Genomic DNA, 22917 nt, shown 5'->3' with positions numbered 1-22917 from the left:
AATACAGCCATTGAATTTCGAAGTGAGATTAGAGCTCGCTAGATTTTACCTGATAGGGACCTTTGTTGGTCTCAATCCAGATACCTTCATCGGAAGCATTTCCAAGTAACGAACTATGCATCACCCTGCCCATTACCTCTGTAGTTCCAAACGTAGAAGGCAATAGATCTGAACACGTTGTTGGGAAGGATCTCGGCGTGTGAGTATGATTAAATTCAAGTTCAATATCATAAATGTCTGAAATTGTTATACCCGAATTAGCAAGGTCAAGCGTCAAGACCCATGCCGTCGCCGCTATATTTTGCTCATTAAAGCTATTGATCAACGGCTTAACTTCGTGTCTTTCAGCGTCTATCGATGCCTGAGCCTGACCAAAGATTTTGTTTCCATCAACTTTTAACTTGCCATTACTACCAATATCCCATCCGTGTATTGGTAGATACTCAAACTCATTTTGTAATCTTAATAGCCCTTTTTCGAATACATATGTGCCTAGGTGCGGCGTTCTGCGGACAGATTGCCCACCCATCGACAGTGTATAATTAAGCGTGCCATAGAAACGCGCTGAATAAGTGATAACATTGACCGATATCGACTGAATTTTATTCAGGTGATTTCCGCCGTTTGCAGGACAGTTATACCACTCAAATCCAGGCGGTAGCGGGTTGAAAATAAACTGAGGAGCAGCAAATGCCGCATCGAAAGTTTTCGCTGTGCTAAAACCTATTTTGAGTGCTTCAGTGCGGTTACCAGAGTTACCACCAGGCTCCCCTCCAACTTGGATAGCACTCTTGGCTAATCGCCTCTCAAATGCCTCCTCTGAAGTACAAGGTGCACAGTCTATGCCGGGTGTAGAATCAATAACATCATTTCTCTGCTCGCCGTAGCCAAAACCATGCCTTTTCATTGAGTAGTAACTCTTAGATGACACAAGCGCCTGATTATTCTCGTTGTGGTCATCAGAAATTAGCCTGTAAAATGCCGTTGATAGATCTGAGGCATGCTGAGCCCGCATCACTTGAATTTCTCTTTCGGTATATTTCGGACGCGGTGTCGAAGCAGTACCAGAAAAAGATTGATTATCAATCATCTCAGCGGTTACAGAGCGATTCCACTTATTATTGTATGCCAGTGCCGTGTAGAACACCCACTCTTGAGCATGCGTAAATGTATTTTCCATTTCTAGCATCGCTTTGGACAAACGCTTAGCGTGAATAGGATCAGCCCCATATCGTCCAGACAGACTACTTTGCAGTTGCTGCATTTGCGAGATCAACCATGCCGCTTGTCTGTATGTACCAATGAATCTTTCCGTTTCATGCTCAAGGCTTAATTCAGCTTGTGCTACGTTCAGCTCCAGTGTTTTCATATCAAGCCATAAGGTTTCAATACGCCTTGACTGCTCAGCATCTAACAATGCTAAAGTAGTGTCATTAATTTTAACACGCTCTTCAGCACTTAAACGTGCACTTTGCGCTAACAGCTCGCCTTCTTTCTTGATGTAGCGCATATTGGCTCTATGAGAAACCATTTCACCAACTGCATTGGTCACACCTTCAATTGCTGAAGCATATCCTTGTGCCCCTCCCAAGAAAGAGGTGCCTATACTGCTAATTGCTTTAAACATAGATACTTTATGTCTTGAACGCTCAGCTTCTGCCCTGATTTTAGCCAGCTGCTGTTGGATTGAAGCATGCTCTTCTCCATAGTGGAGTAAAATACTCGACACTTCGTGAACACCTTCTTTTTGTGCAAGGATACTTTCAAGCTCCAGATGAATTGTACCTTTTTGAAATATATGGGTATAAGGTACGCCATCTTCTGTCGACTTTTGCGCTGCAATAGCGGCACATGTTTCCTCATTGAGTATTTCATTCTGTGGAGAATCGTAAGTAATCCGCCCAGTTGCGCCATTCGTCAATTCACAAGAACCAACTCTTTGACGTAACTGAGAAATGGCGCGATCCAAGTTTAAACTAGCTGCATCAATATTTTGCTGCTGCCAAGACAATTGACTACCCTCTGTCGGCTTGTTTTCAACAAAGCACCTTTCTCCGTCAATAATACAATTTTGCGAACGTAGCTCCCAGCCTAATAGCTGCTTCAACTGGTGGTTGTATTGATCAAACTTGTCGTCATAAGTTGTTGCGATTGTCGATAGGTTGTGATTAAACGCATCGTAACTGTTGTGAGCCGTAGTATATGCAGTTTCAGCTCGCGTAACTAAATCAGGCACCAACCCCTTGCTTAAATAATCAAATGTCGACTTCTCATTGTGGTTGTGTAACACAGGGAATGCACCAAATGGCAAGCCCATCAAGTTAGTCTCACCTTTGAGCCAAGAGAGCAGGTTATCTAAGCGCGTATTAGCCGATACAAACTTTCCGTGCGCGATGGGCAGTTCATCTATATCAGAGCCACTGGTGATGACGTCACCAAATAACGCTTTAAGTGTGTTATCGATAACTTGTACGTCGCTGCGAAGGGTATTGAGCTCATGTACGTATTCCGCGTAGTAAGCCTCGCCCAAATGGCCAGAGATCATGCGCGACCGAGTATGTTGATAGAAAGTATCAAGTTTCTGTGCCATTACGTTATACACCATAACGACATCTTTATAGCCACTAAATAATAAGGTTTCAGGAACTGTACTTAACTCCCCATTTGCCAATCGACGCTTCACTTCACGAATTTCACCTTCGCTATATACTGGTCTAGCCAAACTGCCATCCCAATAACGAGGGGAACGTTTACCTCTATTGGCAGAATAAGCTAGTAGCCTTTGTGCATAGTCAGATCCGCTACCAGCAAGCAAGCTACGATAACGCGTAAATGCGCTATCTACTGCACTCTCGGCATTGGCTAGCTCCCTTTCGACGTCTATTGCATTCGAGAAAGCTAAATTTGCACCTCTCGCATAATCCAAATATTGGTTTGATAAGATAAGGTCCGCTTCAGCTGTATCATGGATCACATCGAGCCAAAGTAGATTAACAACTTCGTCATTGACAAATTGAGGTAACCCTTTCATGTATTCTAATTCAGCTTTAACATCATCAGCTCGAGTGCGCTCTGCATTACCCCACAAATTCGTAAAACTCACGGTATCCTTGCCGTTAATCGCGCTGTTAACCAACTGTTTAGTTTGAGTGTCACGTTCAAACAATTTTGTCTGATATCTAAATGCAGCTAACTCTCTGTCATACATTCCAGCAGCAGGGTTTTCTTGCTGATCAGCTTCTTCCCAATATAAACGTTTACGAAGCAAGTATGTCTCGTCGCGTTTATTGGTTACTTTGACCGCAACCATGTCAGATAGCGCTGTATGACCATTTTTTTCGTTGTAAGCGTGTAGCCTAAACCAGTGGTCGCCCAACGGTAAGCTTTCATCTGATGACCAACTACATTCTGATTTTGCTTCACTACACACAAAATCAATGGATGTATTATTGATTGACAACATGTAGCCAGCTACTGAACTAACTTTAGGCCAAGTTACCTTAAATGGTTCAAATACTGTACTTGGAGCTAAGATAACCGGTGTTTTTGGCTTAGTTGGTTTCTCTACTTTCGTGATGATGTTAACTTCTTGCCACGCACCGCAGGATGTGCGACATGCGCGTACTTTAAAGGTATAGTCGCCATCCTGAGTAAGCGCTACCACTTTAGTTGTACCATTAACAGTAACTATGGAAGATTCCACACCGTCTTTTATGTAGACAAACTGATAAGTGACCCCTTCTCCTGCATTGTTCCACTCCAGCGTGATAGAGTTATCTGTGACCACTGCTGCGCCATTGTATATTGGGTAACTTTTAACCACAGGTATAAACATAGTGATCCCAGATGACTTTATGGGCACTAGGAGCTCTTTGTTCTGGAGGCCTAACGACACACTATTTGGCGGTAATTCAACCTTAAAACTCACCGCAGAATTATATCCAGAGCAAAGCCCGTCTATATTACAAGCTCGTACTTTATAGCTATAATTTTGTGCATCTTGTAAACCGCTGACATCCAATGTGGTAGCAGTGTATTTTTTATCCGATCCACTTAGTTGGTAGTAAACATCAAAACCAACTGAATTTGCAGCTGCAGACACACGACTCCAACTCAGCCTAGTATTACCAGTAGGTAATATGCCATTAATGAGCCCTGATGCTGATATATTAGAAGGCATACCCGGCGCTAAATACTGTACCGTACCTGATACTGTTGAATAAGGGCTACATGACTCTACACCTCTATCTGAGCGGCAGCCTTTTAGTCGAATACTGTACGAGCCAGCCGATGTCAGGCTAATTGTATGAGAACCATTTGAAATATCAGTTGACCCTGCATCTACCCATGCGTTACTACCAAGCTTCTTCTGTATTTTTATATCGGTGGCGCCTTCAAAATCTATTGTGCTGCCAGACGTGCGCCAATTTACGTCGACATTTCCCTTGTATGTTTTTGTAGTTGATAGAGTTCCTGTTCCACCACCAAGCACATGGGTAGTCTGACAATATGATGAGAGTGTTTTATCTTTGAATTTGGTGTTTGATGCACCACTTTCCCAACCAACCTTGCCTGTGCGCTCTAAACAAAAAGTATATGTACCTGGTGTTGCAGCTGTAAAAGTGCGCTCTTTTATAGTAGGCAAAGAACCATAGTTATGATTTTCTTGAGCTCCATGCGCTTGCACATCTCCATCGGGGTGCTTTATTGTTAACTGATACTTGGTTGAAGGCCTGTGTGTATAGTGATAGGTAATACCGGCTTGTTCTTCACTAGTGTTTTCCGGTAATCGGGCAACAGTCCATTTATAAGGGATCTGTGCACCCTTTGCGTAGTACGTATTTAAAGTGCTTACGTCGGCTGGTGTTAGTGTACAGTCTTCTGACCATAAATTAACCCCAGTGTCTTCGTACCTTTCTTTTTTACAATATGCTAATAAATCAGGTGAGAGTACGCCCCCCACCAACAATAATAGCCCATTTAATTTATACTTCATTGCTATATCATCTCCTTTTTTCGCAATTAAAGTGCTTTGGTATAACCACCTTTTCATTACTAATAACTACATAATAAAAAGGTAAAAAACCTGATTAACCATTAACAAAAATAGCATACCAAAAAGAGGGACGACAAAACAATTGAGCAGAAAATCCCACAATTAAATAAAACTAAATAAAATAAATTGAAACGTAAATAAAACTAATAACAACCATTTAAAAATTAAAGTCAGTGCATTTAAAACACATGAAAAAAAACGAAAAACAACATTAAAATACAGGTTATTAAAACAATAATTACATGCAAAATTAATATTTTAATAGGAACAATAAAAAAGGAGCTTCTCAGCTCCTTTTAGTAACTTTACTTTTAATTAGTCTATAAACTTTGTTGGTGCCGGTGGCACGGTTAGTTTCTTTTTAGGGTTGTCTTCAAGTTCTTTTAGTAGCTCTTTAACTGCGCGTTCAACTGATGGATCTTGACCTGCTTGGATAAGTTCAGGACGATCTATCACTTCAATGTCAGGGACTACCCCTTCATTTTCAATGATCCAGTTACCGTCATTATCCAGTATACGGAACGTTGCAGCGATCACTTGACCACCATCCACAAGTCTTGGATTACCTGAGATACCAATTAAGCCACCCCATGTACGTGTACCAATTAACTTACCCAATCCAGCTTGACGGAAGTAATAAGGAATTGCATCACCACCTGAACTTGAATAGCCATTGATCAGCATGGCTTTTGGTCCATCATGCGCAAATTGTGGCGTTTTTGTTGGCGTGACACCACGACGTTTCCAATAGTTAAGCGGTTTTCGCGCTAGCCAAGTGATCACATGTTCTGGAATAAAACCACCACCGTTGTAACGATCATCAATGATCATCGCTTCTTTCGTTGTTTGTGGCATAAAGTTCTTAAACATCGAACGGTTACCTTCGTAGGCAGTATTTGGCAAGTGAACATACCCAATTCGACCACCTGATAACTGCTCAACATAGGCTTTACGTGATTCAACCCACTGTAAATAACGTAAACCGGTTTCGCTCTTCACAGGCTTAACCGTGATTTTCCAGCTATCTTCAAAGCTCGCTGACTTACTCAAGATAAGTTCAACTTGTTCGCCCTGAGTATTTTCCAACAGCTCATAGAAGTTGCTGACTTCATTTACATTTCGACCATTCACAGCCAAAATGAAATCACCTTCGCTGGCGCGCACACCTGTTTCGTTTAATGGAGAACGGAAATCTTCATGCCAGTTTTCACCTTTAAAGATGTGCTTAATCGTCACGAAACCTGAACGGTGGCTTGCCACTTCAGCACCAAGTAGGCCATGTTTTTTACGCTCGCCTTTTGGCTCATCACCAGACTGAACATAAATGTGGCCAGCATTGATTTCACCAGCAATTTCACTCAGTACATAATCAATATCTGTGCGATGTGCTGCAGCGTCGGCCATAGGCTGGTAACGCTTCAGCAGTGCATCCCAATCTTGTCCATGATGGTTTTCGTCGTAGAACCAGTCACGTAGAGTGCGCCAACCTTCTGTATACATTTGCGACCACTCTACACGCGGATCGATCTTCAAATTCATCTTGCTAAGATCTAGCTGATTCGCTTTTAAATCCTGCTTAGCCTTTGGCTTGATCACACTATACTTAGTGCCCGCGCGTGCAATGATATGCTCACGATTTGCCGAGACCTTATACGCGCTGACACCTTTAGCAACCGTACTGACTTTGCCATCAGCTTTGTTTTCGACCAACTTAAGTGCGCCACCACTTAGCGTAAGTACGCCGCCTTTAACACCCGTCAGTTCACGGTAGTTACCAGCTGGGGCTGGAAGTGAAACCACCCGCGCCATAAAACCATCAACTTGAATATGAGTATCTAATTCAGGTTTGTCCTTACTCGACTTTTCATCACTCACTATCGATGTTTCGTCGCTTTGCGGCGCATTAATTGGCTTAATGCTGTCATTCACCGCAACCGAATAAATACGTGTTGCGCGGTTAAACAAGTAGGCAAATTCGTATGAGCTAAATGCTAAGTTATAATCACGCTCAGAGGTGAAATAAATATATTGACCATCATCAGAGAACGTCGGGTTAGCTTCTGAGGTCATCTCATCCGTTAAACGGTTTAGCTTTTTGCTATCCACATTGTAATGCCAAAGTGATGAGTAGCGGTTTTCATTGTTTTTAACAAAAACGATGTCTTTACTATTTGGCGACCAGGTATATTGTGTGATCCCATCATCGTCGTGAAGGCCCCTATCTACTTGGTGTAATTTGCCACTTTCGACATCTAACCACCATACAATATGGTCTTTGTCAGCAAACAAAAGCTTGCTATTGTCCGGTGACCAAATTGGATCAAAGCGCCAAATCGTGCCGTTGTCTGTCAGTTGTTTTACCGCATTATTGTTGGCGCGATCTTTCAGGTAGATCTCATATTCACCAGTTACATCGCTTAAATAAGCAATATAGCGGGCATTAGGTGACCAAGTTGCAGCTATTTCACGGCCCACTGGCGTGTGTGATAAATTACGCGTGGGTCCATTTTTAACAGGCACAGAGAAAATCTCACCACGGGCGGTAAATACGGCGCGCTTACCATCGTGAGAAACGTCCATGGAGTCGATGAATTTACTGACATTTTTAGTGTAAGGCAGTGCTGATTTTCGTACGCCACCAACATTAATTGTCAGCTTTTCTGTCATTTTATTTGCTTCATTGAAGCGATATAAATAACCACCGTTTTCATACACAATTGAGTCTGGACCAGCAGATGGCCACAAGACATCAAACTCTTTGTGATCAGTCATTTTAACAGGCTTTTTGCCTTCACGATATTTGTAAAGATTCAGCGTGTAATCTCTATCAGATACAAAGTAAATGCTGTCGTTTACCCAAGTTGGCTGCTGATCTGTTGCTCGGTGTGTTGTCAGCTGCTTGGAAGTATTTTTTTCTAAATCATATACCCATACATCTTGCGCACGACCGCCGCGCGAGCGCTTCCAAGTACGGAATTCACGGTCAATTGGCGTGTATACAAACTTGCTGCCGTCACCAGATAGCATGCCGCCGCCACCTTCTGGGATCGCAAGCGGCTGCTCTAAACCACCTTCAACTGGTACCATATAAGGGCGACCCATACGTTTACCCCATGGTGTGCGATTAGCGCGGAACACAATATGTTTACCATCTGGCGTCCAGTCTAAAACACGATAATCAAAACCGCCACGCGGTGGCATCGGGCCAACATCGTTGTAGTAAGTAAGCTGTTTTAAGCCTGAACCATCGCGGTTAATCACATATATCTGACGGCTACCATTGTACTCTGCGGCAAATGCAATTTTTTCGCCGTCAGGTGAAAACTTAGGGAAAGTTTCAAATCCAATATGATCCGTCAAACGCGTGCTTTGACCTGTATTGGTATTGGCCACGTAGATATCGCCAGAGTAAACAAAAGTTACGTGCTCTTTGTGAATATCAGGAAAGCGTAATAAACGGGTATCTTCAGTGCTGTAGGCGCTCGCCATAGGGCTGGCAAGAGGCCCAAGCACAGCAGCCATCGCTGCAAACAAGTGCTTAATTTTCATTATTATCTCGTATATATATTTGACTGTTACATGATAACAATTTCACTCATAAAGTCAGGTTGATGCGACAAAAAGCACAAAAATACCCATCAATAAGAGCATAATAATTGTCACATAATGTAAATTGGTGAATATATGGCTCGCAGTATCCACTGCGAGCCAACTGTATTTGAGATGCGATGAATTAGGCTGGATTGTCAAAAAAGCGGGCGACACTAAAAGGGGTCAAATCGATGGAAGTCGGTTGCTCAGTGACTAACTCTGTGATCAATTTACCAGTAATCGCAGAAGTTAAAATACCGGTTCTGAAGTGACCACAAGCGTTGAGATACCCCTCTACTCCCGGCACCTTACCTAAGATTGGCAACTCATCCGGCGTACCCGGTCTAAGGCCAGCCCAACAACGTTTGATATTTGACTCGTTTAAAATGGGTAAGCACTTCATCGCCCCTCTCGACAACTCCTGTATTTTGTCCAAGCTATTAGTGGTATCAAAGCCCTTTTCCTCAGTAGAGGAGCCTATGAGTATCTCTCCATTATCTTTTTGCGCAATATAACAATCACTGGTACTGATACAGCCATTCATGATTTTAGGCATGCGTTCAGATAATACGATTTGCCCTTTGACGGGATAAACTGGCATATCACGCCCTGTCGCTTGTTTAAATAGCGAATTTGCCCAAGCACCTGTTGCATTTACCAAGGTGTCGCAATGCAGTTCACCTGAAGCAGTCTGAATACCGACGACACGCTTGCCTTCTCTGAGCACCTGTTGAATTTCAGTATTTAAAAAAAGCTCTACACCATTTTGTCTGGCGGCTTCAGTATACGACTCAACTAAACGATAAGGATTTACTTGGTGATCGCAAACGAAGTCAATTGCACCAATGGCGTCGGGAGTCACAAAAGGCTCTTCTTCTTTAAGTTGCTTCGCATCAAGCCAACGGATCTGATCGCGTAAGTGAGGAATACCACTGACGATTTGATCGGCGTACAGCTCATCTTCACGGTTATACATAATAAATTTAAGGCCCGTACGCTCAAACTTAAAATCAACATTGTGTTTATTGCGTAACTCTTCATATAACTCGGGATACATAGCATTGGATTTGAGTGCAAATTCAAAAAAGCAGTCCGGTAATTGGTGTGGGCGCATAGTTGGGATCTCCTCTCCCTGCGCTTCACTGTGTAATTTAGATAACGTCTTAAAAAATATAACACCGCACCCTAATCCAACTGACTCACCAATAGCCCACAAACCACCGGCCGAAGCGCGCGACGCATTACCTGCTTTTTTTATATCAACTAAGGCTATTTTTAAATTCGTATCACGACTCAAAAAATAAGCACATGCAGCCCCAACAGCTCCACCACCTGCAATAATGACATCATACTTGTTCATTTAATGATTCTTCCATAAAAGTAAAAGGGATAGGGTCGAGCGGAAAGCGTGGCTTTATCACGCCGGTATCTTTGTCATGACCCGCTTGGTGTAGTAAATCAAGGGCAAAGCTGCTACATGTTTTGCCTTGGCAATCACCCATGCCTATTCGAGTGCGCATTTTCAGCGTTGTCAGATCTTTTACGCCCTCTGAAATCGCTTGCTTAAGTTGCCTCTTTGTCGCTTGCTCGCAGCGGCAGACCACAGTGTCATCTTGCGCTAACTCAAGCAAACCAGATTGACGCTCACTAAAACGATCAAAGCCAAATCTAAAACGCTTTATCCGGGCATGTTTACGCGCGATTTTTTGTTGTTCATTTTTCGCCTCAGTAGCACTTAATACGCCCCGCTGCTTTACGATGTTCAATGCCGCAATTTGGCCTTCACAAATTGCTGCATCAGCGCCCAGCAACCCCGTACTATCTCCTACAACATACGTCTTTTTTTGGTTGCTTTCGAACTCACTGCTAAGCGTAGGAATGTAGCCGCTTACTTTCGTATATGTATGTTCTAGTCCCAACAACATAGCAAGCTGAGTACGTGCAACAAACCCATAACCAACGCCAATAGCATCAACATCTATTGATTTTGCCTGGCTAAGGTCTGCTCGCCAATATTGATCATAAGGAGCAACTGTGACACGTTCTAAGTGCTCATCTCCCTGTGCATTGACGACGCCATAGCCATAGTGAAAAGGTATTTGATGTTTTTTTAGATAACTCATCATACTGAGGCCACTCAGCGTTAGTTTTGGCTTGTTCAACAAAGCGACGGCTTCTTTAGCCAGTTTATTAAATGCACTTGCTTCGTATACACCAATGACATTGACACCGGCTTTGTGTAATTGACAAGCAACAAGTGGCAACAGTGGTCCAGTACCTACTAACACCATTTTTGTGCCCGGTTTTACCAGCCCACTTTTAATCTGTAATTGAACACCTCCAAGTAGCATAACCCCTGGTAACTGCCAGCCAGGAAAAGGAACACTGCGCTCATGGCACCCCGTCGCTAAAATGAGTTCATCGTACTTTTGTGTTGTCAGTCCACCACTTTCATTTAACAATAATGATTGCTGTCCCTCCGGTCCTAAAACCCGAGTTTGTAATTTTAATTCGATGAATGACTTATAATTTTCGTAACGTCGACGCAGCGCACTCATCGCACGCTGCAAATTATCATCTAAGTGGGGCAAAGTGGCTGTGTTACGCAATGGCCCTCGATATATTACGCCACCAATCTTAGGCGCTTCATCAATTATGATTGATGGGATCCGATATTTTCCGAGCAGAGCTGCCGCGGCAGTACCGGATGGTCCGCCACCAACAATGACAACAGGGTTAGGCTTTTCCATGGTTTAACCCCTTATCTTTAAAGCGATTGCTCAATGTCTCGACTTGCATATTTGGTTCGACAAGTGTTTGACAAGCTCTCTGTTTGTAGCGCTTGTTAACCTTAATATGGCAGCAGTGGCACACTCCCATAGCACAATATGCTCCTGATACCACTTTGCGATCATTCTCACAAATACGCTTCATATCCGCGGCTTGTAACACCGATAAGACAGTTTCACCTTCACACGCAGTTATTGGCTGCTCATCTATGAAAACTTTAAATGTAATTGAGTCTAAGGGCGTAATATCCTTTGTACGCGTCGCTGATGTCATCTTTTTTACCTTGCATTGCCAAATGTCAATTCAGCCTAGGGTAAAAAACTGCCAATAAAAACCTATTTTTTACAACAGTTAAATATTTGTTGATCTAAATTAAGAAAGCGATAAATAGGGCCTATTTGTAATGTCATGTAATATATTTTTCCAAAAAAACGTGATCCTAAAGATTTAAAATAGTTAGTATTTTTTCATTATATTAGTAACTTAAAGCAAGTATAAAAAAATAAATCAGCCTTCTATCACTAAATTTTTTAGAACCCAACTTCAGAGCGCCCCCTAGCTAAACCAAGCCGATTTAAAAGATTAGAATTAACCTTTTGGTAATATTGTGACGCCACTATCTTCCTTAACGTGTTCTATCACCATATAAGTGTGATTTGTACCAACACCTGGAATTTCCACAATTTGTCCAAGCACTTCTCGATACTGTCGCATATCCGACACTCGGATTTTCAATAAATAATCAAACCCACCAGCCACCATATCGCATGCCACAACATGAGGTATTTCTACAACATGCTGCTTGAATGTTTCAAATACTGACTCGGTCGAGCTTTTCAATGTAATTTCGACATGTGCAACGAGCTGTTGTCCAAGCTTTTGTGCATTTAGTCTCGCAGTATATCCCTCAATATACCCTTCAGATTCCAATTTTTTTACGCGATCAAGGCAAGGACTGGGGCTTAAATTAACCGCTTTTGCTAGGTTAACATTTGAAATTCGGCCATTTTTTTGCAATTCATCCAAAATGGCTTGGTCGATACGATCTAAAACGCGGGTTTTTATTGAAGTCGTCATACAGTATAAAATGCTGAGATAAGGTCTAATAAAACACGAATTTACCGTAATTCATAAAAATAAGACAGCACATTCTGCTGCACTTTCTATACAATGCTCGGAAATTATTATGGATGTCCCTTTTTACATGAAGTTTGTTTCTGCTAGCAAAGGGGCTAAAATTTAACCACCACAAAATTACGCAGCGCTCATTCTATATAATGAGGCAAGAAAGCAATCGCAGCCCTTGGCTCTGCTTTCTGTAGTATTTAGGTTTTCAATAGAGGGTTTAACCTATGCTATTTCAAGGCGACTTAACAACCCAGTGTCCGATCCGTCAAAAGATCCGTGACTTCTACCGCATTGATGAAGAAACTGTTATCGATCACATTTTACCATTGGCAGAGGTCGGTGTTTCTGCCCGTACTCGCGCATGGGAACGTGCTCGTCAGATGGTATTAAATATCCGTAAAGACCAGCACGGTCAAGGCGGTGTAGACGCACTACTAGAAGAGTACTCTCTATCTTCTGAAGAAGGTGTTGTACTGATGTGTTTAGCAGAAGCACTTTTACGTGTGCCTGATGCACAAACACAAGATATGTTAATTCGCGATAAGTTGAGCAAAGGGGACTGGAGCGCACACTTAGGCAATAGCGATTCACTATTTGTAAATGCATCAAGTTGGGGCCTATTGTTAACTGGTAAAATGGTTAACTACGCGGACAAAAATAAAGAAGAACAATTTGGTTTACTAAAGCGCACCATGGGTCGTATTGGTGAACCAGCTATTCGTAAATCAGTGCAGTATGCAATGAAGATCATGGGCCAACAATTTGTTATGGGCACCACGATTGAAGCCGCACTTGAACGCGCAAAAGAAAAAGAAGCCACAGGCTACGCATACTCATACGATATGCTAGGTGAAGGCGCACGTACTATGGCTGATGCAGAGCGTTACTTCAACAGCTATATGACTGCTATTCATGTCATTGGTAAAGCGGCAAACGGTCGTGGTCCAATTAAGAGCCCAGGTATCTCTGTAAAACTATCAGCTATCCACCCACGTTATGAATTTACGCACCGTGATCGTGTTATTGAAGAGCTTGTGCCTAAACTTAAAGAATTAGCACTTGCAGCAAAACAGTATGACATCAACTTCACTGTGGATGCCGAAGAAGCTGATCGTTTGGATATCTCTTTAGATATCATCAAAGCGGTGTTCTCAGATGACGCACTGGGTAATTGGAACGGCTTTGGCCTTGCAGTGCAAGCATACCAAAAACGCGCTATTTGGGTTATCGATTGGTTAGAGGCGTTATGTCGTCGCGTTGGTCGCAAGATGATGGTTCGTCTTGTAAAAGGTGCTTACTGGGATACTGAAGTTAAACTGACGCAAACTGATGGTCTTGAAGACTTCCCTGTTTTCACCCGTAAAGCAACGACTGACGTCTCTTATAAAGCATGTGCTATCAAACTCATGAACGCACGTGAAGTGATTTTCCCTCAGTTTGCAACGCATAACGCATACTCTGCTGCAACTATCCTTGAACTTGCCAATGGTGAATTCAATAACTTCGAGTTCCAGTGTCTACACGGCATGGGTGACTCACTGTACAACCAAGTAGTAACAGAAGACAAAGTACAGTGTCGTGTTTACGCACCTGTTGGTCAGCACGAAGACCTACTTGCTTACCTTGTTCGTCGTCTCCTTGAAAATGGCGCTAACTCGTCATTCGTAAATGCAATTGTTGATGAATCAATACCTGTTGAATCATTACTTGAAGATCCAGTAGAAAAGATCCAACGAGTTAAACACAAGCGCAACATGCAGATCACATTGCCTATCGACCTATACGGCGAAGAGCGTAATAACTCTAAAGGGTTAGATTTAACCAACATCAATCACATCACGCCAATGCGTGACAACTTACAAAAGTGGGTTGATGATAACCTGATCACTGCAGCGGATGTGCCTGAAGGTCACGAAGCAGTATTGAACCCAGCAAACCACAGCGAAGTTGTTGGCTCTATCCGCCACCAAGATGCACAAGAAATGCAACAGCTTGTTGCTAGCGCAGAAGCCGCTTTTGCAACTTGGTCACAGACGCCAGTAAGCGAACGTGCAGAAATTCTGCGACGCACAGGTGATGCACTTGAGCGTCATCGTGATGAACTTATCGCGATGTGTATCAAAGAAGCGGGTAAAATCACCCAAGATGGCATCGATGAAGTACGCGAAGCCGTTGATTTTTGCCGCTACTACGCAGCAAAAGCAGAAGAACTTGCACTGGATGAGCGCTTTAGCCCACGCGGTGTGATCTTATGTATCAGCCCTTGGAACTTCCCACTGGCAATCTTCCTTGGACAGGTTGCTGCAGCTATCGTTACTGGTAATACAGTTATCGCAAAACCTGCAGAGCAAACATCACTAGTTGCGCTTCGTACCATTGAGCTAATGGAAGAAGTCGGTTTACCAAAAGGTATCGTACAGCCTGTTATCGCTCGCGGTAGTGAAGTTGGTAAGCATATCGTGCCTGATACACGTGTCCAAACGGTGATGTTCACTGGCTCTACTGAAACGGGCACACGTATTTCACAAACATTGGCTGAGCGCGGTGGCGTTCAAGTGCCGCTGATCGCAGAGACAGGTGGTCAAAACTGTATGATCGTTGACTCAACGGCACTGCCTGAGCAGGTTGTTGATGACGTTATCTCTTCAGGTTTCCAAAGCGCTGGCCAGCGCTGTTCTGCACTTCGTGTACTCTTTGTACAAGAAGAGATCGCAGACAAAGTGATCAACATGATCAAAGGCGCAATGCAAGAATTGCACATTGGCGATCCTGCACATCTGTCTACTGATGTGGGTCCAGTGATTGACCAGAAGGCCTTGAATGCACTAAATGAACACGTTGAATACCTAAAAGGTAATGCAACACTACATTATGAGTGTTCACTACCTGATATGGGTGATAACGGTCACTTCTTCTTTGCACCACGCTTATATGAGATCAGTGACCTTTCAGTGCTGAAAAAAGAAGTATTCGGTCCATGTGTTCACGTGATCCGCTTTAAGGGCAGTGATATCGATAATGTGATCGATCAAGTAAACAGCACAGGCTTTGGTCTTACAATGGGTATCCATACACGTATCGAAGAGCGTGCACAATACCTCGCTAAGCTATCTCGTGCGGGTAACATCTACGTAAACCGCAATATGATTGGTGCTGTAGTTGGAGTACAACCATTTGGTGGTCGTGGCCTTTCTGGTACTGGTCCAAAAGCAGGTGGTCCAAACTACATTGCCCGTTTGGTAAAAGAAAACCAAGCAGAGCAAAACATTCAGGCGACTAACCTTAAAATAGATAACGAAGAGATCACGGCTTACCAAGGTGCGCAAGAGCAAGTATCACGCATGATGTCGCTATCAAAACGTGATGAGAAGGCTTGGCGTGCAATGCCACTGAACAACCGTGTATCAGCGGTGCGTCAGCTACTGGCTAAACTTGCTAACGTTGAGATCTTAGATAACCTTGCCGATGATTTGAATAAGACACTGGCTGATGCGCGTGAGCAGCTTATCCGTGTTGAAAAGCGTCTAGATACCGTAATTGAATTACCAGGCCCAACAGGTGAATCAAATACATTACGCTACGAATCGCGCGGCTGTGTGGTTTGTTATGCAGATAAAGACACCTCTTTCAACTTCTGGGTGCTTTCTGTGATCACTGCATTAGCATCAGGTAACACTGTTATCACTGTCGTTTCTGACTTATTCCATGAAGAAGCGATCGCGTTTAGAGACAAGCTACTAAGCAGTGGCATTGCTGAGGGCGTACTTCAGGTTGCTAAGCTAAACCAGCTACCAGCAATCCTGGCCCATGAGCACCTAGCTGGCGCAGTCGTTGGCAATGGTTGTGAGCGCAAAGGCTATGTCAGCACCCAACTTGCAGCCCGCAGTGGTGCCATCTTGCCTGTGATCAGTGCAGAGTACTACGACACGCTACTAGGACGTCTCGTTACTGAAAAAACCATCAGTATCGACACTACCGCATCAGGTGGTAACACATCACTGATGACATTGGTTGAAGACGATGCCTAACTTTGGCATTCAGTAACCTCTTTAAAAAGCCAGCACAAGCTGGCTTTTTTGTTTCTGGATAAAATTCAGCCTGCCAGCTCATTATTTACCATACATAAAATCAACAAGTTAACATCACTGATGTAAAGTGAGTTAACTTTTGTAAAACACAAATTACAAACTTTCATTTTGATTTGCAGCAAAACTATTTCAATTTTTCCCAGTCCAGTATATTGTGCCTGTTTCTCTCACAAATATAGGGGCAATTTGTGCTTAATAATAAAACGCTAGGTAGTATGCTCATTGTCGCAGGTACGACAATTGGCGCAGGCATGCTGGCGCTGCCAATTGCATCAGCAGGACTTGGGTTTTCAACCTCGCTAATATTGATCATTGCAACTTGGTTGTTAATGACCTACACCGCCCTGCTCATGCTAGAAGTGCATCAATTTGCAAATAAAGAAGCTACACTGAACACCTTAGCAAAGCAAATTCTCGGTAAAAAAGGCCAATACATTGCAAACTTCTCTATGGTATTCCTGTTTTACGCTTTATGCGCAGCCTATATCGCAGGTGGCGGCTCTCAACTACAAGAAAAGCTCAGTAGCTTTACAGGGATGGATATTGCGCCGCAAGTTGGTTCTATTGTTTTAGCATTACTGGTTGCCACAATCGTCGCACTAGGTACCAGCACCGTTGATAAGTTGAACAGAATACTATTCACAATAAAAATAATTGTCTTGGCAAGCTTATTCTTTGTTCTTACGCCTTATGTCCATGGCCAACACCTACTCAACATGCCTATGGAACAAGGCCTTATCCTATCTGCTATCCCAGTTATTTTTACTTCATTTGGCTTTCATGGTTCTATTCCATCGATTGTTAAATACGTTGGTTTAGACATAAAAACTTTACGTCGAGTTATGATTGCGGGTGCTGCTCTGCCATTGACTATTTACGTTTTTTGGCAGTTGTTAAGTCAAGGTGTCATGGCACAAGAGGCACTGCTACAAAGCGCTGGTTTACCCGGTTTTGTCGCCGCGATTTCGAATATTGCACACAATAGCCAAGTACATACTTTTGTGACCATCTTTGCTGATCTGGCACTCGCCACATCATTTTTAGGTGTAAGCCTTGGACTCTTTGACTTTTTTGCCGACGCATTCAAGCAACAAAATTCAGGGTTAGATAGAGTAAAAACCGCACTGATCACCTTCACTCCACCGCTGGGGTTTGCATTATTCTACCCTCAAGGTTTTATCATGGCCTTAGGCTACGCTGCGATAGCCTTAGTTGTTTTAGCCGTTTTTCTACCTGTCGCCATGGTGTGGCAACAACGAAAAGTACAAAATTCAGGTTATCAAGTACAAGGTGGCAATCTCGGATTAATATGTGCCGGTTTATGTGGTGTATTAATTATTTCAGCACAAGGTCTGCAAATGTTTGGCGTGATCCCAGCTCTGGGGTAAATGCAAAAATGGATTAGGCACTCAGCCTAATCCATCTCAAAATGTAAGAACGCGTTACTACTTTTTACAATTCAAGTGTCGCTTTAACTACCCTGATATGAATATAATTGACTCACTTACCAAGGAGTTAATTATGATTAGGGTTACAATGGCTACCGTGCCATTATTGCTACTGAGCGCATGTGGTGGTGAAAGCGACACACCGCTGCAAAAAGATAACACTGCACAGCCAAATACACCGACAACACAACAGCCTAGTAATGACTGTGGCGCCAACTTCACAGCCGAACGCTCGCTCAATCAATTTGAGTTTTCCAGTGTATTTTGGCATGCAGATAGCGAAGTGTTACAACCTAAACCAGAATTTAGACTCTATGCCGATAAACACTCTTTAGGGGCAACTCACACACTTTCATCAGACGAGACCCTGTGTATGTTGAGCGCAGCAGTATTTGGCTCGACCAGTGCTGAAACTTGGCAAGGCGCCAGCAACAGCAGTTTCAAGCAAGGAGAGCTATTTTACTATGCGCCCGAGCTAATTTTTAACACCCCTCTACCTGACTTTACGTCTTTAGCAGATTGGCGCAATAAAGGTCAACCGAGTACTGTCAGTCAACCGATTGAAGCGGTTAAACTAACAATTCACTACAGAGACAGAGATAATAATCTCATCACTTTTGGTGACCAAAACACCACAGCAGCTAAATTGGTATGCAATAACTCCACACTGGACCTAACTCTCCAAGTTCAGCCAGTCATCGCGACTGCAGTAAGTAAAATGGACCCAGCCTATTGTGAAGAAAAGCAAGTTGGGTTAGAGAGTGAAACACATTGCTTAGCAGTCGCTATTGTTCAAGAAACGGGGTTAGAAAACTGTCAGCTTGACTCAACAAGCGCAATAATACCGGATCAAACTGGGAATAAATCGACAGTGAAAATTGCGGGCTCTTTAATATTTAACTCTGGCACAGACGCAGCTCTGAAAGTAAACAACATCAAAATATAAACCTTAATAAGGCAAACTAGCTCTTTGGTTTAATTATTTAAAGAGCCATTTTTCCATTTGATTTTCTGGCTAAAATGCCAAATTAATGGAGCAAAACAAAGAATAATTGTCACTGTATTTACAATGGGTAATACTGACTTATATAGATACGTTGAGTAACTTAAATCCATTAGATGTCTATCGACAAGGCGGAAAAGCTGTAACACCGGTGCAGGTAAAACGACTAATTGCACCATGATACTTTGCCACATATACATCTTGTCTTTTAAAGCCCAATAAGCAACGATGGCGATAAATACAATGTCGTTCAGCGCCCAAATAATATACCGATAAACAATGCCGCTATCAAACGACAATATGGGCCCATATGTAAAGTTTCCGGCGACATAAAAAACAAGACAGAGAAAAGAATAGCGGAATGCCGCTTTATCCTTGATAACAATAAAGATACAGCATGCAACAAAGGCAAGCAGTGTTAGAGAGTCATCAAGAACAGTGATAAATGTATTGTGAAACTCATCACTGTTCAAATAAGAAACTAGATCGCTTTTGAACACGTTAGCTCACTTAATCAGGCGAAAAAGTTATTTTTCTTCACCGTTACCACCATCGCTACCAGTTCCATTACCACCAGGCATATCGGCAAATTTATATAATTTAGACATAAAAACTCCCTTAAACATTTTTAAAAAAAAGCTATAGTACGGTAGCCCAAATTGCGCTTAGACGCAATCTTTTCTAGTTACTTTCCCTTCTAACCTCAATAGGATCAGACTCTTTCGCTTTACCTTGTAAAATTGATATCTCTACCCGGCGATTGCGCTTTCTGTCCACATCGTTGGCATTTGGTACTAAAGGACGAGTATCCGCATGGCCAACCACAACCATTCTATTTTTGTCAAAACCACTGACTGTTTGCATTTCACTCGCCACGGCGACCGCTCGGGTTGCTGATAGGTCCCAATTATTGAAATATAACTCATTGGAAACTTGGAAGTCGTCGGTGTGTCCAGATACGGTTATCTCCCCCGGTACATCTTTGAGCAACTCTGCAATATCATGTATTACCGGTTTAAATTTAGGTTGTAAAAAAGCACTGCCCGACGGGAATGAACCGTTTTCTTGGATCCTAATGATAATTTGTTGGCCTAGTGACTCTAATTCTATCGCCCCATCCATAATTTGCTTTTCTAACTGCTGGGAGATTTTTTTGACTAGCTCGTTAACCTGTTCCTGATCCGCAGCAGCAACGGCTTGCGTCATCGATTGTTCTTGTGCCGTACTGGCTGATTCACCGCCTCGCTTATTACCCCGCTGCTCTTGGCGTCCACCAGCCGAGCTCTCTTCACCTGCTTGGAACTCTAACATTTGCTGGGTCATTTCTACCGTTTGTTGCTGAATGGTTTCAATGGGAGTCGGCTCAGGTTTACCCGGTGTAAACTCCATTGCGATGACACTTGTACCTTTGGGAATATCTTTAACCTCAATTTTGTTCTGAACACCAAAAGCAAACTTCATTGAACCTGCAATCTGCTTAAATTTCAGAACGTCCATCTCAGAAAACGCCAGTAGCAGAACGAAGAAACACATTAGCAGAGACATAAGATCTGCGAACGTCCCCATCCATGCAGGCAACCCTGGGGGCGGGCATTTACATTCGTTCTCGTCTGACATTATTTACTCCTCACCACCATCACCACGTTTAGACTCTGGCAGGTAGTTTTTCAAAATGCCTTCAATTACTTTTGGATTTTGACCATCTTGGATCCCCAAGATTGCATCCAAGATCAGCCGCTGATTTCGCTCTTCTTCATCTTTTCTAAGTTCTAGCTTAACTTGAATCGGAATAGCTACAACGTTGGCTAAAAATGCACCGTAGAGTGTCGTTAATAGTGCAACAGCCATCGCAGGTCCAATTGCTTTGGGGTCATCCATATTAGATAGCATTGCCACTAAGCCAATCAGCGTACCGATCATTCCCATGGCGGGTGCGATATCTGCGAGTGATTTAAATAGCCCAGCACCTAGTTCATGTCGATTTGCGGTCAGTGCGATGTCTTTTTGCAAAGTTGCCCGGACCACATCAGCATCGTGTCCATCGACCAGCATATCGACACCCTTTCTCATAAATGGGTTGGGAATTTCAGCTTCTTCTAATGCGAGAAATCCCCCCTTACGTGCAGAATCTGCAAGCTCTACAGCTTTTTCAATTAATTCCTCTGGCGTTTCTATTTTAAACATAAACGCCTTACCAGCCACTTTACCAATGCCTAAGAACTGCGCCAATGTAAAGTTAGACAACACAATAAAGATAGAGCCACCAAATACAATAACGACTGACGGGGTATTGTAAAACATGGCAAGTTGCCCATCACTACTGAGTACCATAGACATGACAATAAGACCTATAGCACCTAGGATACCTATAACGGTTGCTAAATCCACACACCCTCCAAAGGCATTTATTCGTGAGATATCACGCAGTTATTCTTATACGTTGAGTTATCGGCAGGTTTTGCAATAACTTAATTCAATTATATTAAAAAGCCTTTAAATTGCGAGAATTAACCCAAACTATCAGATCAATTTCGCAATGATAGCCAATAAAAAAGTCTATCAGATACTTTGACCTCAATCTTTATAACCCATAAAATTGGCTTCCTAAAGTTTTGCTTGAGAGTGAATAAAAATATGGCAGTCAAAAAACCGGAAAACATGAGCTTTGAAGAAGCTGTCAACGAGCTCGAGTCGATCGTACAAGAAATGGAACACGGAGAGCTAACGTTGGAGCAATCCCTAAAACAGTTTGAACGAGGAATTAAACTCACTCAAGCCTCTAACCATAAACTTCAACAAGCAGAACAGAAAGTCAATATTTTACTCGCCAATGACGAAGCTAGCGCGCCGAGCGAGTTTTCCGATCAGGTAGATTAACTGCGTGGAATTACATCAAAGATTAAGCATCGCCAAACAAGATGTCGAAAAAACAATAAACGCTTATTTTGAACAAGACTTGGATACCGATGCAACGGCAAAGGCAGCTGCGCTCTATTCGATTAGTAACGGTGGAAAACGACTGCGACCATTTTTAGTTTACGCCACTGGCGAAATGCTCGGTGCTAACATTGAAGATTTGCATATTGCCGCAGCAGCGGTCGAGTGTATCCACAGTTATTCTCTCGTCCATGATGATTTACCAGCAATGGATGATGACGACCTTAGACGTGGAAAACCGACCTGCCACATTGCATATGATGAGGCTCAGGCAATACTAGCCGGAGATTCATTACAAACACTGGCCTTTGAATTACTTGCATCACACCAGTTTGATGTGCCAGCTCAGCAGCAGCTCGCTATGATTAAAGTATTGGCACAAGCCTCTGGGTTGCAAGGTATGGTGGGTGGGCAAGCACTAGATATTGCGGCAACAAATGCGCAGATCAGTATTGAAGCACTCGAACACATACACAGATTAAAAACCGGCGCACTGCTTAATTGCGCCATTGAATTAGGGGCACTTTGTGCACCGAACACAACAGAATTAACACGTAGTCAGTTAAAGGACTTTGGATTAGCTATTGGACTAGCGTTTCAGGTTCAAGACGATATTCTCGATATTGAAGGCGATACACACACGCTCGGTAAACCACAAGGGTCCGACTTAGAACATAATAAGTCGACTTACCCGGCATTACTGGGCATGGAAGGGGCAAAAGCGAAAGCGCAGGCGCTTATCACTCAGGCGCTAGCTGCACTGGATAACATTGATGCAGATACGCGCCTACTTGCAGAACTAGCAAGATACATAATCGCTCGAGATCATTGATATTCGCACCGACCTAAATGACTATTTGATGACAAGTTCCTTTT

At 42.9% G+C, this 22917-nt stretch carries 14 protein-coding genes; 5 read left to right on the top strand and 9 right to left on the bottom strand.

All coding sequences use genetic code 11. The features are described 5' to 3' along the window. Positions 1-28: 28 nt before the first annotated feature. The 6 genes from N483_RS04840 to N483_RS04815 form a co-directional block, all read right to left on the bottom strand. Positions 29-4996 carry a fibronectin type III domain-containing protein gene (locus N483_RS04840; protein ID WP_023398920.1) on the bottom strand — a complete coding sequence of 1656 codons (4968 nt, stop codon included), beginning with the start codon at positions 4994-4996 and terminating at the stop codon, positions 29-31. A 375-nt stretch (positions 4997-5371) separates the two neighbouring features. Next, on the bottom strand, positions 5372-8605 hold the full coding sequence (locus N483_RS04835; RefSeq protein ID WP_023398919.1) for a S41 family peptidase: 3234 nt from the start codon (positions 8603-8605) through the stop codon (positions 5372-5374). A 184-nt stretch (positions 8606-8789) separates the two neighbouring features. After that, positions 8790-10007, bottom strand: a complete 1218-nt coding sequence (locus N483_RS04830; protein WP_023398918.1) for an NAD(P)/FAD-dependent oxidoreductase — start codon at positions 10005-10007, stop codon at positions 8790-8792. Continuing rightward, positions 9994-11397: an NAD(P)/FAD-dependent oxidoreductase gene (locus N483_RS04825; RefSeq protein WP_023398917.1), complete on the bottom strand. Its 1404-nt coding sequence runs from the start codon at positions 11395-11397 to the stop codon at positions 9994-9996. Before N483_RS04825 ends, N483_RS04830 begins: the two co-directional genes overlap by 14 nt. Then, the gene (locus N483_RS04820) at positions 11384-11710 is read right to left on the bottom strand and encodes a 2Fe-2S iron-sulfur cluster-binding protein (RefSeq protein WP_023398916.1); all 327 of its coding nucleotides are present in this window, start codon (positions 11708-11710) and stop codon (positions 11384-11386) included. The genes N483_RS04825 and N483_RS04820 overlap by 14 nt, the downstream gene beginning before the upstream one ends. Positions 11711-12025: 315 nt before the next feature. Next, positions 12026-12514, bottom strand: coding sequence for a winged helix-turn-helix transcriptional regulator (locus N483_RS04815; RefSeq protein ID WP_023398915.1), 489 nt, complete (start codon positions 12512-12514; stop codon positions 12026-12028). Positions 12515-12789: 275 nt separating this feature from the next. Here N483_RS04815 and putA point away from each other — a divergent pair, with 275 nt between their 5' ends. From putA to N483_RS04800, 3 genes are all read left to right on the top strand, one after another. Next, positions 12790-16593, top strand: a complete 3804-nt coding sequence (putA, locus tag N483_RS04810; RefSeq protein ID WP_023398914.1) for a bifunctional proline dehydrogenase/L-glutamate gamma-semialdehyde dehydrogenase PutA — start codon at positions 12790-12792, stop codon at positions 16591-16593. A gap of 248 nt (positions 16594-16841) precedes the next feature. Next, positions 16842-18041 carry an aromatic amino acid transport family protein gene (locus N483_RS04805; RefSeq protein WP_023398913.1) on the top strand — a complete coding sequence of 400 codons (1200 nt, stop codon included), beginning with the start codon at positions 16842-16844 and terminating at the stop codon, positions 18039-18041. Between the two features lie 133 nt (positions 18042-18174). Beyond that, positions 18175-19047, top strand: coding sequence for a hypothetical protein (locus tag N483_RS04800; protein WP_023398912.1), 873 nt, complete (start codon positions 18175-18177; stop codon positions 19045-19047). A gap of 29 nt (positions 19048-19076) precedes the next feature. On the opposite strand, the gene N483_RS04795 is transcribed toward N483_RS04800, so the two are convergent. The 3 genes from N483_RS04795 to pomA all read right to left on the bottom strand — a co-directional run bounded on the left by N483_RS04795 (position 19077) and on the right by pomA (position 21492). Then, entirely contained in the window at positions 19077-19604 is a 528-nt protein-coding gene (locus N483_RS04795) for a hypothetical protein (RefSeq protein WP_023398911.1), read from the bottom strand. A 181-nt stretch (positions 19605-19785) separates the two neighbouring features. Then, positions 19786-20721, bottom strand: coding sequence for a flagellar motor protein MotB (locus N483_RS04790; protein WP_023398910.1), 936 nt, complete (start codon positions 20719-20721; stop codon positions 19786-19788). A gap of 3 nt (positions 20722-20724) precedes the next feature. Further along, the gene (gene pomA, locus N483_RS04785) at positions 20725-21492 is read right to left on the bottom strand and encodes a flagellar motor protein PomA (protein WP_023398909.1); all 768 of its coding nucleotides are present in this window, start codon (positions 21490-21492) and stop codon (positions 20725-20727) included. A 246-nt stretch (positions 21493-21738) separates the two neighbouring features. On the opposite strand from pomA, the gene N483_RS04780 reads away from it, so the two are divergent. Beyond that, entirely contained in the window at positions 21739-21981 is a 243-nt protein-coding gene (locus N483_RS04780) for an exodeoxyribonuclease VII small subunit (protein WP_023398908.1), read from the top strand. 4 nt (positions 21982-21985) lie between these two features. Continuing rightward, positions 21986-22873, top strand: coding sequence for a (2E,6E)-farnesyl diphosphate synthase (ispA, locus tag N483_RS04775; RefSeq protein ID WP_023398907.1), 888 nt, complete (start codon positions 21986-21988; stop codon positions 22871-22873). The last annotated feature ends 44 nt before the right edge of the window (positions 22874-22917 follow it).

The organism is Pseudoalteromonas luteoviolacea NCIMB 1944, from assembly GCF_001625565.1.
Taxonomy (GTDB): Bacteria; Pseudomonadota; Gammaproteobacteria; order Enterobacterales; family Alteromonadaceae; genus Pseudoalteromonas; species Pseudoalteromonas luteoviolacea_F.
Note: the sequence above shows the minus strand (reverse complement) of the source record. Positions and strands in the feature narration are given on the sequence as shown.

Excerpts from the sequence above, each read along its gene's own strand:
- N483_RS04840 (WP_023398920.1), bottom strand. The coding sequence starts at position 4,996 with ATGAAGTATAAATTAAATGGGCTATTATTGTTGGTGGGGGGCGTACTC.
- N483_RS04835 (WP_023398919.1), bottom strand. The coding sequence starts at position 8,605 with ATGAAAATTAAGCACTTGTTTGCAGCGATGGCTGCTGTGCTTGGGCCT.
- N483_RS04830 (WP_023398918.1), bottom strand. The coding sequence starts at position 10,007 with ATGAACAAGTATGATGTCATTATTGCAGGTGGTGGAGCTGTTGGGGCT.
- N483_RS04825 (WP_023398917.1), bottom strand. The coding sequence starts at position 11,397 with ATGGAAAAGCCTAACCCTGTTGTCATTGTTGGTGGCGGACCATCCGGT.
- N483_RS04820 (WP_023398916.1), bottom strand. The coding sequence starts at position 11,710 with ATGACATCAGCGACGCGTACAAAGGATATTACGCCCTTAGACTCAATT.
- N483_RS04815 (WP_023398915.1), bottom strand. The coding sequence starts at position 12,514 with ATGACGACTTCAATAAAAACCCGCGTTTTAGATCGTATCGACCAAGCC.
- putA (WP_023398914.1), top strand. The coding sequence starts at position 12,790 with ATGCTATTTCAAGGCGACTTAACAACCCAGTGTCCGATCCGTCAAAAG.
- N483_RS04800 (WP_023398912.1), top strand. The coding sequence starts at position 18,175 with ATGATTAGGGTTACAATGGCTACCGTGCCATTATTGCTACTGAGCGCA.
- N483_RS04790 (WP_023398910.1), bottom strand. The coding sequence starts at position 20,721 with ATGTCAGACGAGAACGAATGTAAATGCCCGCCCCCAGGGTTGCCTGCA.
- N483_RS04780 (WP_023398908.1), top strand. The coding sequence starts at position 21,739 with ATGGCAGTCAAAAAACCGGAAAACATGAGCTTTGAAGAAGCTGTCAAC.